The 16,912-nt window shown below is 42.0% G+C and carries 16 protein-coding genes and 2 pseudogenes; 9 read left to right on the top strand and 9 right to left on the bottom strand.

Translation table 11 applies throughout. The features are described 5' to 3' along the window. Positions 1-11: 11 nt before the first annotated feature. Positions 12-896, bottom strand: a complete 885-nt coding sequence (locus N4T56_RS05200) for a LysR family transcriptional regulator (protein WP_315903009.1) — start codon at positions 894-896, stop codon at positions 12-14. A 184-nt stretch (positions 897-1,080) separates the two neighbouring features. Then, on the bottom strand, positions 1,081-2,139 hold the full coding sequence (locus tag N4T56_RS05205; RefSeq protein ID WP_261732466.1) for a porin: 1,059 nt from the start codon (positions 2,137-2,139) through the stop codon (positions 1,081-1,083). A gap of 271 nt (positions 2,140-2,410) precedes the next feature. Here N4T56_RS05205 and N4T56_RS05210 point away from each other — a divergent pair, with 271 nt between their 5' ends. Together N4T56_RS05210 and N4T56_RS05215 are read left to right on the top strand one after the other, a co-directional pair. Next, positions 2,411-2,833, top strand: a complete 423-nt coding sequence (locus N4T56_RS05210) for a cytochrome c3 family protein (protein WP_261732467.1) — start codon at positions 2,411-2,413, stop codon at positions 2,831-2,833. An 11-nt stretch (positions 2,834-2,844) separates the two neighbouring features. Beyond that, the gene (locus tag N4T56_RS05215; RefSeq protein ID WP_261732468.1) at positions 2,845-4,173 is read left to right on the top strand and encodes a flavocytochrome c; all 1,329 of its coding nucleotides are present in this window, start codon (positions 2,845-2,847) and stop codon (positions 4,171-4,173) included. Between the two features lie 263 nt (positions 4,174-4,436). Here N4T56_RS05215 and fabV read toward each other — a convergent pair whose 3' ends face one another. From fabV to pspF, 7 genes and pseudogenes are all read right to left on the bottom strand, one after another. Next, the gene (fabV, locus tag N4T56_RS05220; protein WP_261732469.1) at positions 4,437-5,639 is read right to left on the bottom strand and encodes an enoyl-ACP reductase FabV; all 1,203 of its coding nucleotides are present in this window, start codon (positions 5,637-5,639) and stop codon (positions 4,437-4,439) included. Positions 5,640-5,744: 105 nt separating this feature from the next. Next, positions 5,745-6,530, bottom strand: a complete 786-nt coding sequence (locus tag N4T56_RS05225; protein ID WP_261732470.1) for a peptide ABC transporter ATP-binding protein — start codon at positions 6,528-6,530, stop codon at positions 5,745-5,747. Continuing rightward, positions 6,511-7,518: an oligopeptide/dipeptide ABC transporter ATP-binding protein gene (locus N4T56_RS05230; protein WP_261732471.1), complete on the bottom strand. Its 1,008-nt coding sequence runs from the start codon at positions 7,516-7,518 to the stop codon at positions 6,511-6,513. Before N4T56_RS05230 ends, N4T56_RS05225 begins: the two co-directional genes overlap by 20 nt. A 2-nt stretch (positions 7,519-7,520) precedes the next feature. Beyond that, a complete protein-coding gene (locus N4T56_RS05235; protein ID WP_261732472.1) occupies positions 7,521-8,411 on the bottom strand; it encodes an ABC transporter permease subunit in 891 nt (296 codons plus the stop codon). Then, positions 8,398-9,429, bottom strand: coding sequence for an ABC transporter permease (locus tag N4T56_RS05240; protein WP_261732473.1), 1,032 nt, complete (start codon positions 9,427-9,429; stop codon positions 8,398-8,400). The genes N4T56_RS05235 and N4T56_RS05240 overlap by 14 nt, the downstream gene beginning before the upstream one ends. Further along, positions 9,430-11,058: pseudogene (locus N4T56_RS22680) on the bottom strand (ABC transporter substrate-binding protein). It lies immediately after the preceding gene. Positions 11,059-11,141: 83 nt separating this feature from the next. Next, positions 11,142-12,212, bottom strand: a complete 1,071-nt coding sequence (gene pspF, locus N4T56_RS05260; RefSeq protein WP_261732477.1) for a phage shock protein operon transcriptional activator — start codon at positions 12,210-12,212, stop codon at positions 11,142-11,144. Between the two features lie 192 nt (positions 12,213-12,404). Here pspF and pspA point away from each other — a divergent pair, with 192 nt between their 5' ends. The 7 genes and pseudogenes from pspA (at position 12,405) to N4T56_RS05290 (ending at position 16,856) form a co-directional block, all read left to right on the top strand. Further along, positions 12,405-13,088: a phage shock protein PspA gene (gene pspA, locus N4T56_RS05265; RefSeq protein WP_188919171.1), complete on the top strand. Its 684-nt coding sequence runs from the start codon at positions 12,405-12,407 to the stop codon at positions 13,086-13,088. A 20-nt stretch (positions 13,089-13,108) separates the two neighbouring features. Then, on the top strand, positions 13,109-13,348 hold the full coding sequence (gene pspB, locus N4T56_RS05270; RefSeq protein WP_188919169.1) for an envelope stress response membrane protein PspB: 240 nt from the start codon (positions 13,109-13,111) through the stop codon (positions 13,346-13,348). Continuing rightward, positions 13,335-13,731, top strand: a pseudogene (pspC, locus tag N4T56_RS05275) (envelope stress response membrane protein PspC). Before pspB ends, pspC begins: the two are co-directional and overlap by 14 nt. A gap of 71 nt (positions 13,732-13,802) precedes the next feature. Beyond that, a complete protein-coding gene (locus N4T56_RS05280; protein ID WP_261732478.1) occupies positions 13,803-15,245 on the top strand; it encodes a YcjX family GTP-binding protein in 1,443 nt (480 codons plus the stop codon). 23 nt (positions 15,246-15,268) lie between these two features. Continuing rightward, the gene (locus N4T56_RS05285) at positions 15,269-15,982 is read left to right on the top strand and encodes a hypothetical protein (protein WP_390904013.1); all 714 of its coding nucleotides are present in this window, start codon (positions 15,269-15,271) and stop codon (positions 15,980-15,982) included. Continuing rightward, positions 15,934-16,344, top strand: coding sequence for a TIGR01620 family protein (locus N4T56_RS22685; RefSeq protein WP_390904014.1), 411 nt, complete (start codon positions 15,934-15,936; stop codon positions 16,342-16,344). Before N4T56_RS05285 ends, N4T56_RS22685 begins: the two co-directional genes overlap by 49 nt. 167 nt (positions 16,345-16,511) lie before the next feature. Continuing rightward, positions 16,512-16,856: a ComEA family DNA-binding protein gene (locus N4T56_RS05290; protein WP_261732479.1), complete on the top strand. Its 345-nt coding sequence runs from the start codon at positions 16,512-16,514 to the stop codon at positions 16,854-16,856. The last annotated feature ends 56 nt before the right edge of the window (positions 16,857-16,912 follow it).

Below are 16,912 nucleotides of genomic sequence, written 5' to 3' on the forward strand. Positions count from 1 at the left end.
GGCGTAAAAATTCATTTTGGTAGGCTAAAGTCTAAAAACTCACGGGTTAAGCGGTCTAATGGTGCTTCAGAGCGATAAATTGACCAATAATGGCGAGAATAGTCCCAGCAATTTAATGGTAGTTCGACTAAGTCACCCCGAATGATTTCTTCTTCAACGGCTAAAAGCGGTAACACACTCACGCCCACTCCGGTGCCGATAGCGCGTTTTATCGCCCCCATGGTATTCATGGATAGCTCTTGGTTAATGGTAATATTGGCACTTTTAAGCAATTGAGTATTTCTGAGTCGTGATACCGAGATGGTTTCATCCATTACCCACAATTGCTGTGACAGTAATTCACTGGTGATGAGCTCTGACACGAGTGGATTGTTAGCGCCTGTGACGATACACAAGCGGTCTTTTAACCAAGCCTCATGGGATAAATTTTTATGCACAGGTTTGGCGTCAACAAAGCCAAGGTCGAGTTCTTTTTCGGCGACCATTTGTTCAATGGTTAAGCTGTTATTGATGACTAGCTTCACATCAACAGAAGGATGCTGTTGCTTAAATAAGGGGATCTTGCGTGATAATACGTAATTCCCCGCGGTTTTACTGCAACCGACTTTAATCGTGCCTCTAATGGCCGCACCTTGCGCGAATACATGTTCTAATTCTTTGCCTTTAGACAGCATTTCATTGGCGTAAGGTAAAATAACTGCACCATTGTCATTAATGGTGAGTCCAGTACTGCTGCGTTCAAACAAGCGGCTACCCAATGAGTCTTCTAAATCTCGCAGCGCCATACTGACGGCGGGCACTGACATGTGCAACTCTTTGGCGGCTCTAGAAATTTGCCCACAATGATGGATGGCTTTAAAAATAGCTAATTGTTTTAAAGTAATTCGCATAAGCATATTGATAATGGCTGATATACAAAGTATACATCGCACATTATGCACTCGCACAGAAAGGTAAGTGAAAATGTTAGAAACGTTAACAAGAGCAAGTTCCCAAGGTATTTGCGTTATAAAAAGCCAGGTTAAACAGTAATCAATTGTTTAACCTGGCTTTGCGGGGAGCGGTATATAATGTTTGGGATTAGAAGTTAAATCTTACCCCAACAGTGGCAATGTTGTCGTCTTGCAAGTCGATAACAGTACCTGAGTTGTCGATTTGGTACTCACCGTCATACATGGCGTAATGCGCTTGTAGCATGGTTGATTTTGATAATTTATATTCAGCACCAAATACCAATGAGGTCACTTCAACATCAGTTGCTGAATTATAATCAGCTGTAGATGCGACTTCTGAGTTATATTTGATGAATTTACCAAATCCAGCTTCGTCACGGCCGTACTCGACTTTTAAATCAACACCGTTTAAATCATATGTCACAGTAAAAAAGTACGAGTTACCTTCTTTTTCAGCGTTGGTTTGGCTTTCCGTGTTTTGGAACAGGCCACCCACTTTAAAGTCGCCCATTTTAACTTGACCAACAGCACGGTAAGCATCAACACCACCGATAGTATTGTATGCACCTGCTACATAATAATTTTGTTTTTTGAGTTTTTTGTCACCCGCAATCACACTGATAGCATATTGGGTTTCATCACTACCTTCGTAGTTGTCATCGACTAAATAAGTACCGTTAACGGTAAATGCGCCAGCAATAGTTGGTGAGTAATAAGTAATGCCGTCTGCCTTTCTGTCTTGGCCAGCAATCATACGGTTATAGGCCGCGTTGGTCAGATCGAATGCTTCAACATTACCTTTAGATGATTTCATTACCGTGTCATTACGACCGACTAGTACGGTACCCATCGTTTTTGATGCTATACCTAAGTAGGTACTTCTTGATTTGAATACGTCGTCATCACCTTCATTTGTAGCACCATTTACTTGCACTTCCATCTGATAAAGCAGTTCGTAATCGTCATTGATTTTCTCACTTCCCTTTACACCCACACGGCTAAAGTTGTTCTCTAAAACGGTGCCAGCTTTTCTATTTTGAGTGGTAAAACCGTGGTCAGAATTGGTTAGTGTTATGTCTAAACGGCCGTATCCTGTCGGTGAATCAGCTAGCGCACTGACTGAGGTTAGTGATAGTGCAGATAGTAAAGCTACTGATAGTAAAGATTTTTTTGTGTTCATAGTCATCTCTTCTCATTAATTTAATGTTTTTGGAATGAGTGGGCTTTCTCGTTGTGTTGAAAGCATGGGCTAATGCTAAAGACTAATTTCAGAGGGAACATGAACGTGGGTCACAGCACGAATTTTAAAGCAGCATTTTAAGAAACACTGAACAGGGTTTCACAATAACTTAACCCATTTCCAAGTTTGATGTGTGTCTAAGTTTTGGTATCTCTTTGTGGGTAACCTTGCACTCAACAACAGCAAGTAAAAATCTACATAAGAAAAGGAACGAACAATGAAACTAAAATACTTAGTCTCAGCGATGGCGGTGATGATGCTATCTTCTGGTGCTGCAGTGGCGAAGTCTGACAACTTAGCCTCATTTCATGCCGAAATGGATAGTTGTCAGTCATGTCATACTAAACCGGTAAAAGTGAGCGACAGCGAAACTCATGAAAATGCCCAGTGTAAATCATGTCATGGTGATTATGCTGAACTCGCAAATGACAAATTACATTTTGATCCACACACATCTCATCTAGGTGATATTAATTGTACGTCTTGTCACTCTGGTCACGATAAACCTCAGTTAACCTGTAACAATTGCCACAACTTCGATATGGAAATGCCTTTTGCAGAAACCAAAGCGAAGAAAAAATGGGACGGTGCTTGGGATCAAGAAAAAATCCAAAAAGCCATTGATAAAGCCACTCTGTAGAAACCGTTGATGTGATTGTTGTCGGTGCGGGTTCTGCTGGTTTTAACGCTGCTATCTCTGCCAAAATGGCGGGTGCAAAAGTGGTTTTATTTGAAAAAGCCGCATATACAGGTGGTAACTCAATGCTAGCTGCTGGTGGTATTAACGCCGTGGGTACACCACAGCAGAAGAAAAAAGGCATTGAAGATAAAGTTGAATGGTACTACGAAGATGCGATGAAAGGTGGTCGTTACCAAAATGACCCTAAATTAGTCCAAATCTTAGCTGAAGAGTCTGCGGATGCAGTTAAATGGCTTGAGTCATTGGGTGCAAACCTAGATGACTTAAAACGCTCTGGTGGTGCTCGTGTTGAACGTACTCACCGTCCATCAGGTGGTGCTTCAGTAGGACCACACATCGTTGATACATTACGTAAAGCAGCAAAAGAACGTGATGTTGATGTACGTTTGAACTCTAGAATTGAAAAAATCGTATTAAATGACGATAAGTCAGTTGCAGGTGTTGTGGTTCACGGTCGTCATTCAGGTTATAACATGGTTGCTGCAGATTCTGTCGTATTAGCAACCGGTGGTTACGGCATGAACAAAGAAATGATTGCTTACTACCGTCCAACAATGAAAGACATGACCAGCTCAAACAACGTAACCGCGACTGGTGACGGTGTATTACTGGCTAAAGAAATTGGTGCGTCAATGACTGATATTGACTGGGTTCAAGCGCATCCTACCATTGGTAAAGACAGCCGTATCTTAATCTCTGAAACCGTACGTGGTGTTGGCGCAATCATGGTAAACACTGATGGTGAGCGTTTCATCGATGAATTAACCACTCGTGACCGTGCATCTGATGCCATCTTAAAGCAAAAAGATCAATATGCTTGGTTAGTATTTGACGAGCAGCTTGTTGCTAAGAAGAAAATGGTACGTGGTTATGATCACTTAGGCATGCTAAGTAAAGGTAACACTATCGAAGAGCTAGCTAAAATCACTGGCATGAGCAAATTACCTAAAACTGCAGGTGACTACAATAAGTATCAAGCAGCGGGTAAAGACGACGCGTTTGGTCGTGACGATATGCCACTTAACTTAACTAAGCCTCCTTTCTACGCTGTAAAAGTCGCTCCTGGTATTCACCATACTATGGGTGGTGTAGCAGTAGATACTGATGCTAACGTATTAAACCTACAAAGCTGGAAAATGTCTGGTCTATTTGCTGCGGGCGAAGTGACTGGTGGTTTACATGGCTTTAACCGCCTAGGTGGTAATGCGATTGCTGACACTGTTGTGTTTGGTCGTATTGCAGGTGAAAATGCTGCTAAGCATGCTTTAGAGAAAAAATAGTAAACCGTAACACTCCATCTTTTATCCCTTGCGTTACTTTGGGTTAAGCCATCTGGCTTAACCCTTTTTTTATGTCTAATATGGAATGAATATAATCCTTTGGCGTAGCGACTAGCATCATTGTTTGTTGATCTTGACGATGGGCAGAACATACAAAACAGGGAATGGTATTAACGTGAGTTTAATGGTTCTTTTAAATACAAAAAAGCCGCAATGCGTGCATTGCGGCTTTTCGCTAATGAGATGCTAATTCTAATTAAACGTTACAGTTCAATAACCTCAAATGTCACGTTAGGATCGACATCCGCTTCGTAATCGATACCCTCAATGCCAAAACCGAACAGTTTTAAAAACTCTTCTTTGTATTCATTGTAATCGGTCAATTCACTTAAGTTTTCAGTGGTTACTTGTGGCCATAAATCACGGCAGTGTTGCTGAATATCTTCGCGTAATTCCCAATCGTCTAAACGCAGTCTGTTTTCGCTATCAACCACAGGAGCTTGGCCATCTTCACGGTATAAACGTTCGGTAAACAAACGGTAAATTTGTTCCATACACCCTTCGTGAAGGCCTTCTTGACGCATCTTCTTGAACACCATAGCGATATATAGTGGCATTACAGGAATTGCTGAACTGGCTTGTGTCACAACGCTTTTTAGTACCGCGACGTTAGCAGAACCACCTTTAGAAGCTAATTGGTTATTTAACGCATGTGCAGCACGGTCTAAATCCATCTTGGCTTGACCTAATGCACCATGCCAGTATATTGGCCAGGTTAACTCGGTACCAATGTAGCTGTAAGCCACGGTTTTACAGCCGTCAGCTAAAACGCCAGCATCACTTAACGCGCTCATCCATAATTCCCAATCCTGTCCACCCATTACGGTTACAGTGTCGGCAATTTCTTGCTCGGTTGCTGGTTCTACCGAGGTTTCGATAATGGCATTTTTATTGGTATCAACTGCAGTTGCAGAGTAGGTTTGACCAATGGGCTTTAGTGATGAACGAATAACTTCGCCAGTGTCTGGTAATTTACGCACAGGTGAAGCTAATGAATACACCACCATGTCGATTTGACCTAAATCTTGCTTAATCAACTCTATCACTTGTTGCTTAGCTTCATGGCTAAAGGCATCGCAATTAATACTTTTAGAGTATAAGCCTTCAGCTTTAGCAAATTTGTCGAAGGCAGCGGTGTTGTACCAACCAGCCGTTCCGGGTTTGGTTTCTGTACTTGGTTTTTCAAAAAACACGCCGATAGTCGCAGCGTCACTACCAAATGCTGAGGCAATACGTGATGACAAGCCATAACCACTAGAAGAGCCTACAACAAGGACTTTTTTGGTACCATTGGCTATTTTGCCTTTGGCTTTAGTGAGTTCAATTTGCTCTTTGACATTGGCTTCACAGCCAACAGGGTGAGTTGTTGTACAAATAAAGCCACGGATCTTAGGTTTAATAATCATATTTTGGTTTCTTCCTTTAACATTGGCTCTAGGATAATTAGTTCGACGACTAAATGGCACTGATTTTTGCAAAAAACAGGGCAAAACCGCAGTGGTTGGAGCAGTTTAGCGTCGTTGCATAAATTGACTTTGCTCTTGGATCAGCCGTTGTGTGTACTCATGCTGAGGGGAATTAAACAGTGCTTCAGTGGTGGTTTTTTCCACCATTTGACCATTTTGTAGCACCATAATCTTATCACTCACATGGCGGATGATATTCAGATTGTGTGACACAAAAATATACGACAAGCCCAACTCTTTTTGTAGCTTTAACAGTAGGTTAATGATTTGAGAACGCACCGACATATCCAATGCTGTTAATGCTTCGTCAGCAATAATAATTTTAGGGTTGAGCATTAATGCCCGCGCAACGGCAACACGTTGTTTTTGACCTTCAGACACCATATGCGGATAAAAATCGGCATGCTCTGGCAGCAACCCGACTTTACGCAGTGTTTCATAGACCAGCGTTTTACGTTCATTTGAGCTAAGTTGGGTATTAAAGCGCAGAGGTTCTTTTAATAAATTACCAATCGATAAGCGTGGATTGAGCGAGGTGGTTGGATCTTGGAAGATCATCCTAATTAAGCGGCAACGCTGTTTTTGGTTACGGGTTTCTAAGGCTTCACCTTCAAAAAATATTTCACCACCGCTACGTTGTTCTGCACCCACTAAAATACGGGCTAGGGTGCTTTTGCCAGAACCCACAGAGCCAACAATCGCCATCGTTTCGCCGCGCCCAAGTTCAAATGATACTGGCGATAATGCTTGGTAGTATTGTGGTTTGAAACGTTTATAACCGGTTAAGTATTGTTTACTTAAATCGGTGACTTTAAGCAATGGCGTCGTCATCTTCTTGCTCACTTTGATAAGGGAAATGGCAGGCAAAATAGCGATCTTTTATGTGTTCAAGATGTGGCTGTTTTACACACTTACGTTGTGCTTCTGGGCAGCGTGCATCGAGACGACATCCTGCAGGTAAGTGCTGCATCGACGGTGACGACCCTTGCAATGTGGGTAAATCGGCTTTGTGGCGCATTTTTTGGGTGTGATCGGGTAAGTTTTTCAATAATGCTCGGGTGTAAGGATGAAAAGGTTGCTCGGCCATCGCAGCAGCAGTGCCCGACTCCATTACCTGGCCGCTGTATAGAATGGTTAGGTTATCACACCAATTCACCATAATTTCAAGTTCGTGACTCACCAGTAATATCGACACATTTTGCAATTGATTTAATTGTGACAACAACCTAAAAATTTGTGCTTGAGTGTTCAATTCCATTGAGTTTGTTGGTTCGTCAGCTATTAACAGTTTTGGATGGTTAGCCACCGCCATAGCGATCATGACTTTTTGGCATTCGCCTTCAGAAAGCTCCCACGGGTAACACTTCATCAATTTTTTAGGGGTTTTAATGCCCACTTTATGTAACCATTTTTGAGCATTTAAATAAGTATCGCGGTTACGTCGCCAAAAGGGCACGTTCTTATTAGGCATCATGGCTTCAATAAGTTGGCTGCCAATGGTTTTAACTGGATCTAAACTGCCTGAAGGGTCTTGAAATATCATCGCCATGTCGCAGCCCATTAAACAACGTCGTTCTTTGGCTGTCATTTCAAGTAAATTACGGCCGTCCCACATCATTCGGTCTGCAAAAATGTGCCAATTATGGCCAAGTACGCCTAAAATAGCTTTTGCAAATAAGCTACGCCCCGAGCCAGACTCACCAAGCAAGCCATGAATTTCACCTGGGTTGATGGTTAAACTGACTTTTTCGAGTACTTTGACTCTACCCTGTGGGGTATCAAGTTCGATGGTAAGGTTACGCACGTCGAGTAATGGCATAGTTAATTTCTTATTGGCGCAAGAGCTGAGCGTAAACCGTCGCCGACTAAATTTACCGACAACACCGTAAATAAAATGGCCACTCCAGGTATGGTCACCGTCCAGGGCGCAAGTAATAAATTATCCAGCCCTTGTGCCACCATGGCACCCCATTCAGGGCTTGGCGCCTGAGCGCCTAAATTTAAAAAACCCAGTGCAGCAATGTCGAGAATAGCGGCCGAGATTGCCATTGTGACCTGAATAATCACTACATCCCAAACGTTAGGCATAATGACATACAAAAAAATCTGGAACGAATTGGCACCGTCTAATTTAGCCGCGGTAACGTATTCTTTTTGTAACTCTTCGTGAACCGCTTGATGAATGGCGCGCACAAATTGTGGGACCATTGCAATACCTACACCCCAAAATACATTGTTCAGCCCCGGTCCCATGACCGCTACCACTAAAATGGCCATCAATAATGAAGGGATAGAAAGTAGAGCATCAAGTAAGTGGCTTAATACACTCGACTTTATGCCGCGCATCATGCCTGATAGAGAACCAATGATAAACCCAAAAAATAACGATACCGCAACTATCAGTAATGACATGCCAAAGGTCAGTTGCACGCCATGCAAGATACGGCTAAAAATATCACGGCCTAAATCATCGGTACCCAAAAAGTGCTCAACACTGCCTGCGGGATCCCAAGATGGGGGTAAAAGCAAGACTTGTTGGTCTTGTGCTTCTGCGGAGTAAGGGGCAATAAGCGGTGCAAAAATGGTTAATACTAATAAAAAAATCACTGCCCATAAGCCAATCACCGCAAATGGATTTGCCGAGAAGCTGTTCCATAAGCGCCACATTGGCGATTCGATATGGTCTTCGTGGTAGATTTTAATGCGCGGCATATAAGTCCTTTCTACTTATCGGATTGATTATAGTGTGCATTAAGTCAATTAAAATGCTCAAAAAGATAATCAATAACGATACAGATAAGATACCTGCTTGAATCACAGTATAGTCGCGCTGATAAATACCTGACACTAACCAGCTGCCGACACCGAGCCATGAAAAAATCACTTCAACCACGATGCCATAGCTGGCAAATGAGCCTAGCATTAAGCCAATGCTCTTTAGTACTGGAATTAAAGCATTGGGCATGGCATGGCGGACTAAAATTTTAAATGTATGTAATCCGCGCGCTTCAGCCGCACGAATGTAAGTTTGATTCATCACATTAATGATAGCTTGACGAGTAATACGAACCACGAGTGTAAATGGCAGTAACGCAAGTGTTACTGCGGGTAAAATTAAGTGTAATAACGCGTCATAAAAAGCTGGTATGCGATACGTTGACTCTGACATTAATGTATCGAGCAGCATAAACCCTGTTACGGGTTCTATTTCGTATAATAAATTGATTTGGCCTGAAATGGGCAGCCAACCTAAATTAACCCCAAACCACATGGCGAGCGTGAGCCCTAGCCAAAATACCGGGATAGAATAACCGGTTAGGGTAAAAGCTAAAATGCTGTGCTGTAGCGCTTTGTTACGGCTTAATGCTGCAACTACCCCTAAAGGCACACCAAAAACCACCGCAATGAAGCCTGAAAAAAGTGACAGCTCAAGCGATGCGGGTAACACCGAAGCTAACTCATCGGCTACAGCTTGCTGTGAATTGCTTGAAATACCTAAATTACCAGACAAACGTTGGCGAAGATAAGCGGTAAACTGCAATAGTTGATTATCATTAAGTTGATAGTCGGTTTCAATTTGACGTTGCTGCTCAGCGGTAGGATATTGAATCCCCGACAACGAATAGGCTTTATTGGCTGGAAATAACCCTGTAGCAATAAACAGTACCGCTATCATTACCATCGATGTAGCCACAAACAGGGTGATGCGTCTAAAAAAATAACGCCACATTTATTCGCCTTCCTCTGTTGTTTGTATTGCCTTGGCAAATGAAATTCCACCATAAGGGCGAATTTGCATTGCAGTAATATTGTTCTTTTTCAATACCACTTTTTTGGCATGGGCTAATGTCACCATAGGAACCTGATCGCTAATAATGGCTTCAGCAGACTGATAAAATGTTTTGCGTTCTGGTTGTGAGGTAACACTTTGCGCCTGGGTGAGTAAATGTTCAAAGTCTTTCTGACACCAGCGTGAACGGTTATTGTTCGAGGCCAGTGCTGCACAACTTAATAATGGCGTAAAAAAGTTATCAGGGTCGCTGTTATCAGCATTCCAACCAATTAATACCGAGTCGTAGTTAGACGCTGATAACTTTTGTACAAATACACTCCAATCATAGCTAATGATATTAAGCTTTACGCCTATGCGAGCTAGATCGGCTTGGATAAGTTCAGCTGTTTTCAGTGCACTTGGGTTATAAATTCGAGCAACCGGCATTGCCCACACATTAATTGATAACTTATTAATCCCAGCCTGTTTGAGTAACTCAATGGCTTTTTGTGGATTATATTCATTCGGTGATAAGTTTTTAGAGTAGTACCCATGATGCTGGAGGTAAAACTCCTGTGGCTTCAACGGCTGTGTCGTTGTATACCGCTTCGAGAATGTTTTTCTTATCAATTGCATGGGCTAGTGCACGTCTAACACGGACATCATCTAATGGTGGCTTTTGAGTGTTGAATGCCCAAAATGACACATTTAAGCCAGGTTTCGCATCAACCACCACATCAGGATGTTCAGCCACAACCGTTAATTCAGCCGCTTTAGGCAAAGCCGATACGCTGCAATCTCCAGTAATGAGTTTGGCTATTCTCGATGTGCTTCTTGGGGTGATATCAAACACTAACTGGTCAAGTTCAACCGTCGCAGCCTCAATATACTGGGTGCTTTTTAAAGCGAATATATTCATTTTTAACATATTGATTAAGCTGAAATGGCACCGGTGCCTACGGCATAATAATCAATGTCTTCAGGTGTACCTTGCGCCAGCAGTTGATAACCGTATTCTGCCGATAAAATGACGGCAAAGTCGGTGGCCAAATTGGCCAAAAATGAGGCATCTTTACGGGTTAAATGAAAGATGACTTGGTAATCATTTACTTTCTCTATCGACTCAATAAGGTTATCAAAACCAATACTTTGAAAAAAAGGATAACCCGTTCTGCTGATTAAATGGTAAGGGTGTAAGGGGTCAATAATACGATTAAACGAAAATAGGACATCGTCAGCATTAAAGTCTCTTGATGGGGTAAACCGGTTGGTTTTATGAAAGCTAACATGCTCACGTAAGGTAAATTGGTAACTGAGACCATCTTCTGAGATAGACCATTGTGTGGCTAGCCCAGGAATAATATCCGTTTTGGCTTGACTGTAGTTAACCAGCTGGCTATAGATTTGGTGTGAAGTCGCATCGATAGTGGTGCCAGAGGTGACTAACTGGGGGTTAAAGCTTTCAGGATTACCTTCGCTGCAATAAACCAACCCTGAAGGCAATTGTGCTTGTCCGCATGCTGCCAGCAAGATGCTAGAAATACATAAGGAAATCAGCTGATACCAGCGTTTTACTATAACAGGCATGGTGTAATCATTTTTTATCGACTTTGAGAGTTCATTTTAACAGTGTTCATGCTAGCTGAGCAATCGCAGATGCATGAGTTCATTTACGACTTGTCTAGCAAGTTGTACTTTTTCAAAATGCCCCTAAGCTGATGGTAGCTTAATCCTAATAAATCTGCGGTTTTTTTCTGGTTGTATTGTCCCTCTGCTAGCGCGCGTTGCAGCAAATCTATTTCTGCATTTTCAGTGTATTCTTTAAAGTTTATCGGAAATTCAATATTGCTGTGGGTAAGAGGAACAGGCAATGTTTCTTCATCTGAATCAACAGATGCAACCGGCAATTCTATTGGTTGCACTTGACGTTCGCGGGTTTTAACTCGACCCGTTGGACGATAAGGTGATGCAAAAGGGTCTAAAATAATCTGGTCAATTTCTTGGCCTTCAGAGCCTTCGCGATACACACTACGTTCAACCACGTTTTTTAACTCACGGATATTACCGAGCCAATTGTGCATCATCAGTTGTTCAATTGCGATAGCGCCAAATCCGCCAAAATATTCAAGCCCGAGTTGTCTGGCCATACTCACGGCAAAGTGTTGTGCTAAAGGCATAATATCTTCAGTACGGCAGCGAAGTGGCGGTAAGGTAATCACGTCAAAGGCTAAGCGGTCTAATAAATCGGCTCTAAATTCGCCGCTGTCGGCTAATGACGGTAAGTCTTCGTTGGCGGCACAAATGAGTCGTACATCAGACTGTACTGTTTTACTGCCACCGACACGTTCAAACTCACCGTATTCAATGACCCGTAATAGCTTTTCTTGAATTAGCCCTGAGGTATTGGCCAGCTCATCTAAAAACAATGTGCCACCATTGGCTCGCTCAAAGCGGCCTTCATGTTTACCTTTTGCACCGGTAAATGCACCAGACTCATGGCCAAACAGTTCACTTTCGAGTAAGTTTTCACTTAACGATGAGCAATTAAGCTTAATAAAGCTTTGATCCCAGCGCGCTGACAAATAATGCAGCCGCTCGGCAATTAACTCTTTACCTGTTCCGCGCTCACCAATGATAAGTACGGGCTTTGAGAGGGGCGCAATTTTAGACACATGCTCTAATACTTCGAGTAATGCATTAGACTGGCCGATGAGATTATCTTGTTGGTATTGTTTGCTCACAGTGGCTTACTCGCAAAATTGTTAGTGAATTAGACTAATAATTGGTGAAAATCATAATAGATGGCTTAGTTAATAAATGAAAGTAAAAGTTAAATATTTGTATAACTCGCTAATATTGTTTATTTTTTAAAAGTTGGCACGCAATGTGTAATACCTATTGCGACATCCACGTTAATTTTTGAGGAATATATTATGGGAATTTTCTCTCGCTTTGCAGATATCGTTAATTCAAATATCAGTGCAATACTTGATAAAGCAGAAGATCCAGAAAAAATGGTACGTCTGATCATTCAAGAAATGGAAGACACGCTAGTCGAAGTTCGTTCAACCTCAGCCCGAGTGTTGGCCGAGAAAAAAGAATTACTTCGTCGTATTGGGCGAGTACAAGAACAAGTGCAAGATTGGCAAGACAAAGCAGAGTTAGCATTATCGAAAGATCGTGAAGACTTAGCTAAAGCCGCCTTAATTGAAAAGCAAAAAACCGTTGGTTTGCTTGAAACACTTGAAATGGAATTGCAAGTCGTTGAAGAACATATCACGCGTTTAAAAGATGAAGTCGCGCAACTTCAAGAAAAATTGAATGATGCCCGTGCTCGTCAAAAGACCATTATTATGCGTAAGCAAACTGCGACTTCGCGTTTAGAAGTTAAAAAGCAGCTTGATTCAAGCAAAATTGATGATGCAATGATGAAGTTTGAGCAATACGAACGTCGTGTAGAAGGTCTAGAAGCTCAAGTAGAATCATATGACTTAGGTAAAAAAGATTCACTTGCAGATGAATTTGCTGCCCTTGAAGCTGAAGATGCTGTGAATGATGAATTAGCTGCACTTAAAGCCAAAGTAAACGCAAAAAAACAACCTAAATCAAAAGCATAATAATTTTTCAGAGGTGAGTTATGGACATGGATCTTCTTATTGCACCAATTATCATATTTTTAGTAATTGTGGCGCCCATTTGGTTGATTCTTCACTACCGCAGTAAGCGACAAGTGAGCCAAGGACTCACAGAGGAAGAATTTGGCCAGCTTAATGATTTAATTGCGAAAGCTGAAAAAATGAGCCATCGCATAGAAACCTTAGAAGCAATTTTAGATACTGATTCACCAGAGTGGAGGGCGAAACATGGGCACAACTAACGGTCGTACGCTATACCGCAATCCTAAGAGTGGTAAAATAGCGGGAGTATGTTCGGGTATTGCTGACTATTTTAACTTTGAAACCTGGTTAGTGCGCGTGTTAGCGGTATCGATATTTCTCCTTGGTGGTACCGGTGTGGTGTTTGTGATTTATATTGCGCTGTGGATGATACTAGATGTCAAACCACAGGCATTAGAATATGACGAACAACACAAAGATATCGAAGTTAAAAAGAAGGTATGGCAAGCAGGTGAGCCAGCAAAACGTGCCTTGTTTGATGTCAGTCGTCAATTTAATGGGCTCGAGAGCTCGTCTACAACGACTAGAGAAACACGTTACGTCAGATAGCTTTGACTTAAAACGGGAAATCAATAGTCTTTAATAATTCTAAATGGGCGGTTTACCGCCCTTGTTTTATGATTTTAACCTTGATGTTAGGAGCTATCAGCCACCATGAAATTTTTAGATCGTTCCTTGTTCAAAGTTAGTCAAACTGCACAATCTCTTGTACATCGTAGCACCGACCGCCACGTTAGATTAGCGGTAACTGGTTTATCAGGTGCAGGAAAAACCGCATTCATCAGCGGTTTAGTCAATCAACTATTGCATGCCGGTAAAGGCAATAAGTACAATCCTTTGCCATTATGGCAAGTCGCCAGAGAAGGTCGATTAATTGGCGTGCAGCGGGCGATGCAACCCGACTTAGACATTGCCAGTTTTGACTATCAAGGCTCAATGAATGCATTAAATTCATCACCGCCTAAATGGCCTGCATCGACTCGCACCATCACCGAATTACGTTTAGCCATCAAATACCAGCCGCAACAAGGTATCTTGGCGAAATTAACAGACACCGCCACTTTGTATGTGGATATTGTTGATTATCCTGGTGAGTGGCTACTCGACTTACCTATGCTAAAACATGACTTTACTCACTGGTGTCTTTCACAGCAGCAAAATGTTGCCAACTTAAGCCAATCACCTTGTTATGAAGCGTTCACTCAAGCGATTAACAACTTAGATTTAACCCAAGTTGCAGACGAGCAACAACTAAAGTACCTAGCCGATTTGTACCAAGCGTTGCTGGTTGATTTAGTTCGAGAGCAAGGATTTTATCATGCTCAGCCCGGGCGCATGTTGTTACCTGGCGAGTATGAAAATACCCCATTACTGGCTTTTTTCCCGTTATTGTCACTGAGTCCATTAAATCATTCTGAGTTGGCATCAAGCCCTAATGACTCTCATTACCATGTTTTAAAGCGACGTTATGAGCAGTATGTATCTCAAGTAGTGAAGCCATTTTATCGTGATTACTTTTCACGTTTTGATCGTCAGTTAGTGCTGGTGGACTGTTTAAATGCGTTAAATCATGGCCAAGCACAATTTAATGATATGGGGCGTGCGTTAAACAGCATTATGGAAAGCTTTCAGTTTGGCCAGTCGAGTTTAATTAAGCGGTTGTTTTCACCCCGTATCGACAAAGTGTTATTTGCCGCGAGCCAAGTGGATCGGGTGACACGAGATCAGCAAAGTCATGTACTTAGCCTGTTAACAGCAATGCTGCAAGACAGCCAGCACTATGCCAATTTTGAAGGCAGTGAGGTTGAAACCATGGCCATCAGTGCGATTAAAGCGACGCAGCACGGTATGGTCAATACCGGCAATGGCCAGCAAGAGGTGGTTAAAGGTACGGGTTTAGAGGGTAAGCAGATTACCGTTTATCCGGGAGATGTGCCTACAACCTTGCCAGATGCCGCATTTTGGCAACAACAAGGGTTTAATTTTAATTCATTTTTACCACCTAATATCAGCCATTTAAATGAAACTCATCCTCAGTTTGAGCATATACGTCTTGACCATCTTTTAGAGTTTTTATTAGGCGACAAATTAACCTAGTGGCATGAGTGTGAGTATCCATTATGAACCAGACAAATAACGCTTCAGGGCTAAAAAAATCGCAAGTCTTTACTGACACCGATCTAATTGATGAGCCACAAGCCAATCAATCAGCACAGACAATCAAACCTACTCAATCTTTTGCTGACGTTGAGTTTGTGTGTGAGCAAACCTTAGCGGAATTACCTGAGTCAATCAGCGACAGTATTGTGCCCAGCAAGCCTAAACGTTGGTCTAAATTAGCGGTGTTATCGCTAATCAGTGTAGGGCTTTTAGCTGTGGTGCAAACGGCCTTAGGGTTAATGGAGTCGTTTAATCAAAGCCCCTGGTTATTTGGTTTTTACGCCACGGTATTAGGTATTGTGAGCTTATGGGCTGGGGTCGGTGTGATTAAAGAATGGCGCAAGTTAGCCAATCTAAAAAAAGTGGCTGATCATCAGGCAAGGGCAGAGCGTTTGTCGCAAAGTATGCAAATGGGCGAGGCCAATAAGTTTATTGCGCCCATTTTGGCGAAATATCCCAATTCAGAAGCAAAACAACAGTATATTCTGGCCAGCAATAAAGAGCACAATGATGCAGAAATGGTTATGTTGTTCGACAAGATTGTGTTGAGTGAACGTGATTTATTAGCGAAAAAAGGGTCAATCGATTTGCTGCTGAATCAGCATTGCTGTTGGCTGCAAGTCCTTTGGCTGCGTTGGATATGGCGATTATTTTGTGGCGCAATCAAAAAATGATCAATGAAGTCGCTGCTATTTATGGCATTGAGTTAGGTTATTGGAGTCGGATTAAACTTATCCGCAGTATCATTGTTAATGTTATCTATGCTGGTAGTACTGAAGTGATTACCGATTTAGGAACCCAACTATTATCAGTAGAAATGACCGGCAAACTATCAACCCGCATCGCTCAAGGTCTTGGTGGCGGCTTATTAACCGCTAGGCTAGGGTATCAGGCCATGAATTTATGCCGTCCTATTGCGTTTACCTCTAAAAATAAACCCAAATTAACGCAAGTGCATCAACACTTATTAGGCGAATTGACCCAGTTTACATCATCAATAAGGCCAGCAACAAAGTTAAGCCTGAGGATAAAGTGAAGCGTTAATATTAGCGAATTGTGTTTTTTATGTACAATTGAGGGTTGTTGACTAGAGTTAGTCTCCGATTTGGAAACGGAATAGCGTTCTGAATCTTCGCGCTGGATTTTGGACTATGTCGTACACAATAGGACTGGACCAGCTAAATAAAAAACAAGGAGACTCTAATGAAGTCATCATTAACATTAACTGCAGTATTCATGTGCTTATGTTGTTTTTTTAGCACCTCATCTTTTGCTGCAGACTCAACTAAAACCAAAACGGTTGCTGAAGTATCTCAAAAATCAACCAAAGCCGTTGAGAAATCATCCACCAAAGTACAAAACATTAATGTGAATAAGGCTAGCGTGACTGAGCTGCAGTCACTCAAGGGGATTGGTAAAGCCAAAGCACAAGCGATTGTCGATTATCGTGCTAAAAATGGTAAGTTTAAAAACTTACAACAATTGACCATGGTTAAAGGTGTGGGAGAAAAACTGGTGAGTCAAAATGCCAAAACCATCAAATTTTAACCTGTGCTAATTGGCAATAAAAACGGAAGCCTTGGCTTCCGTTTTTTTACTAGCAT

This window comes from Shewanella phaeophyticola, assembly GCF_025398315.1.
Taxonomy (GTDB): domain Bacteria; phylum Pseudomonadota; class Gammaproteobacteria; order Enterobacterales; family Shewanellaceae; genus Shewanella; species Shewanella phaeophyticola.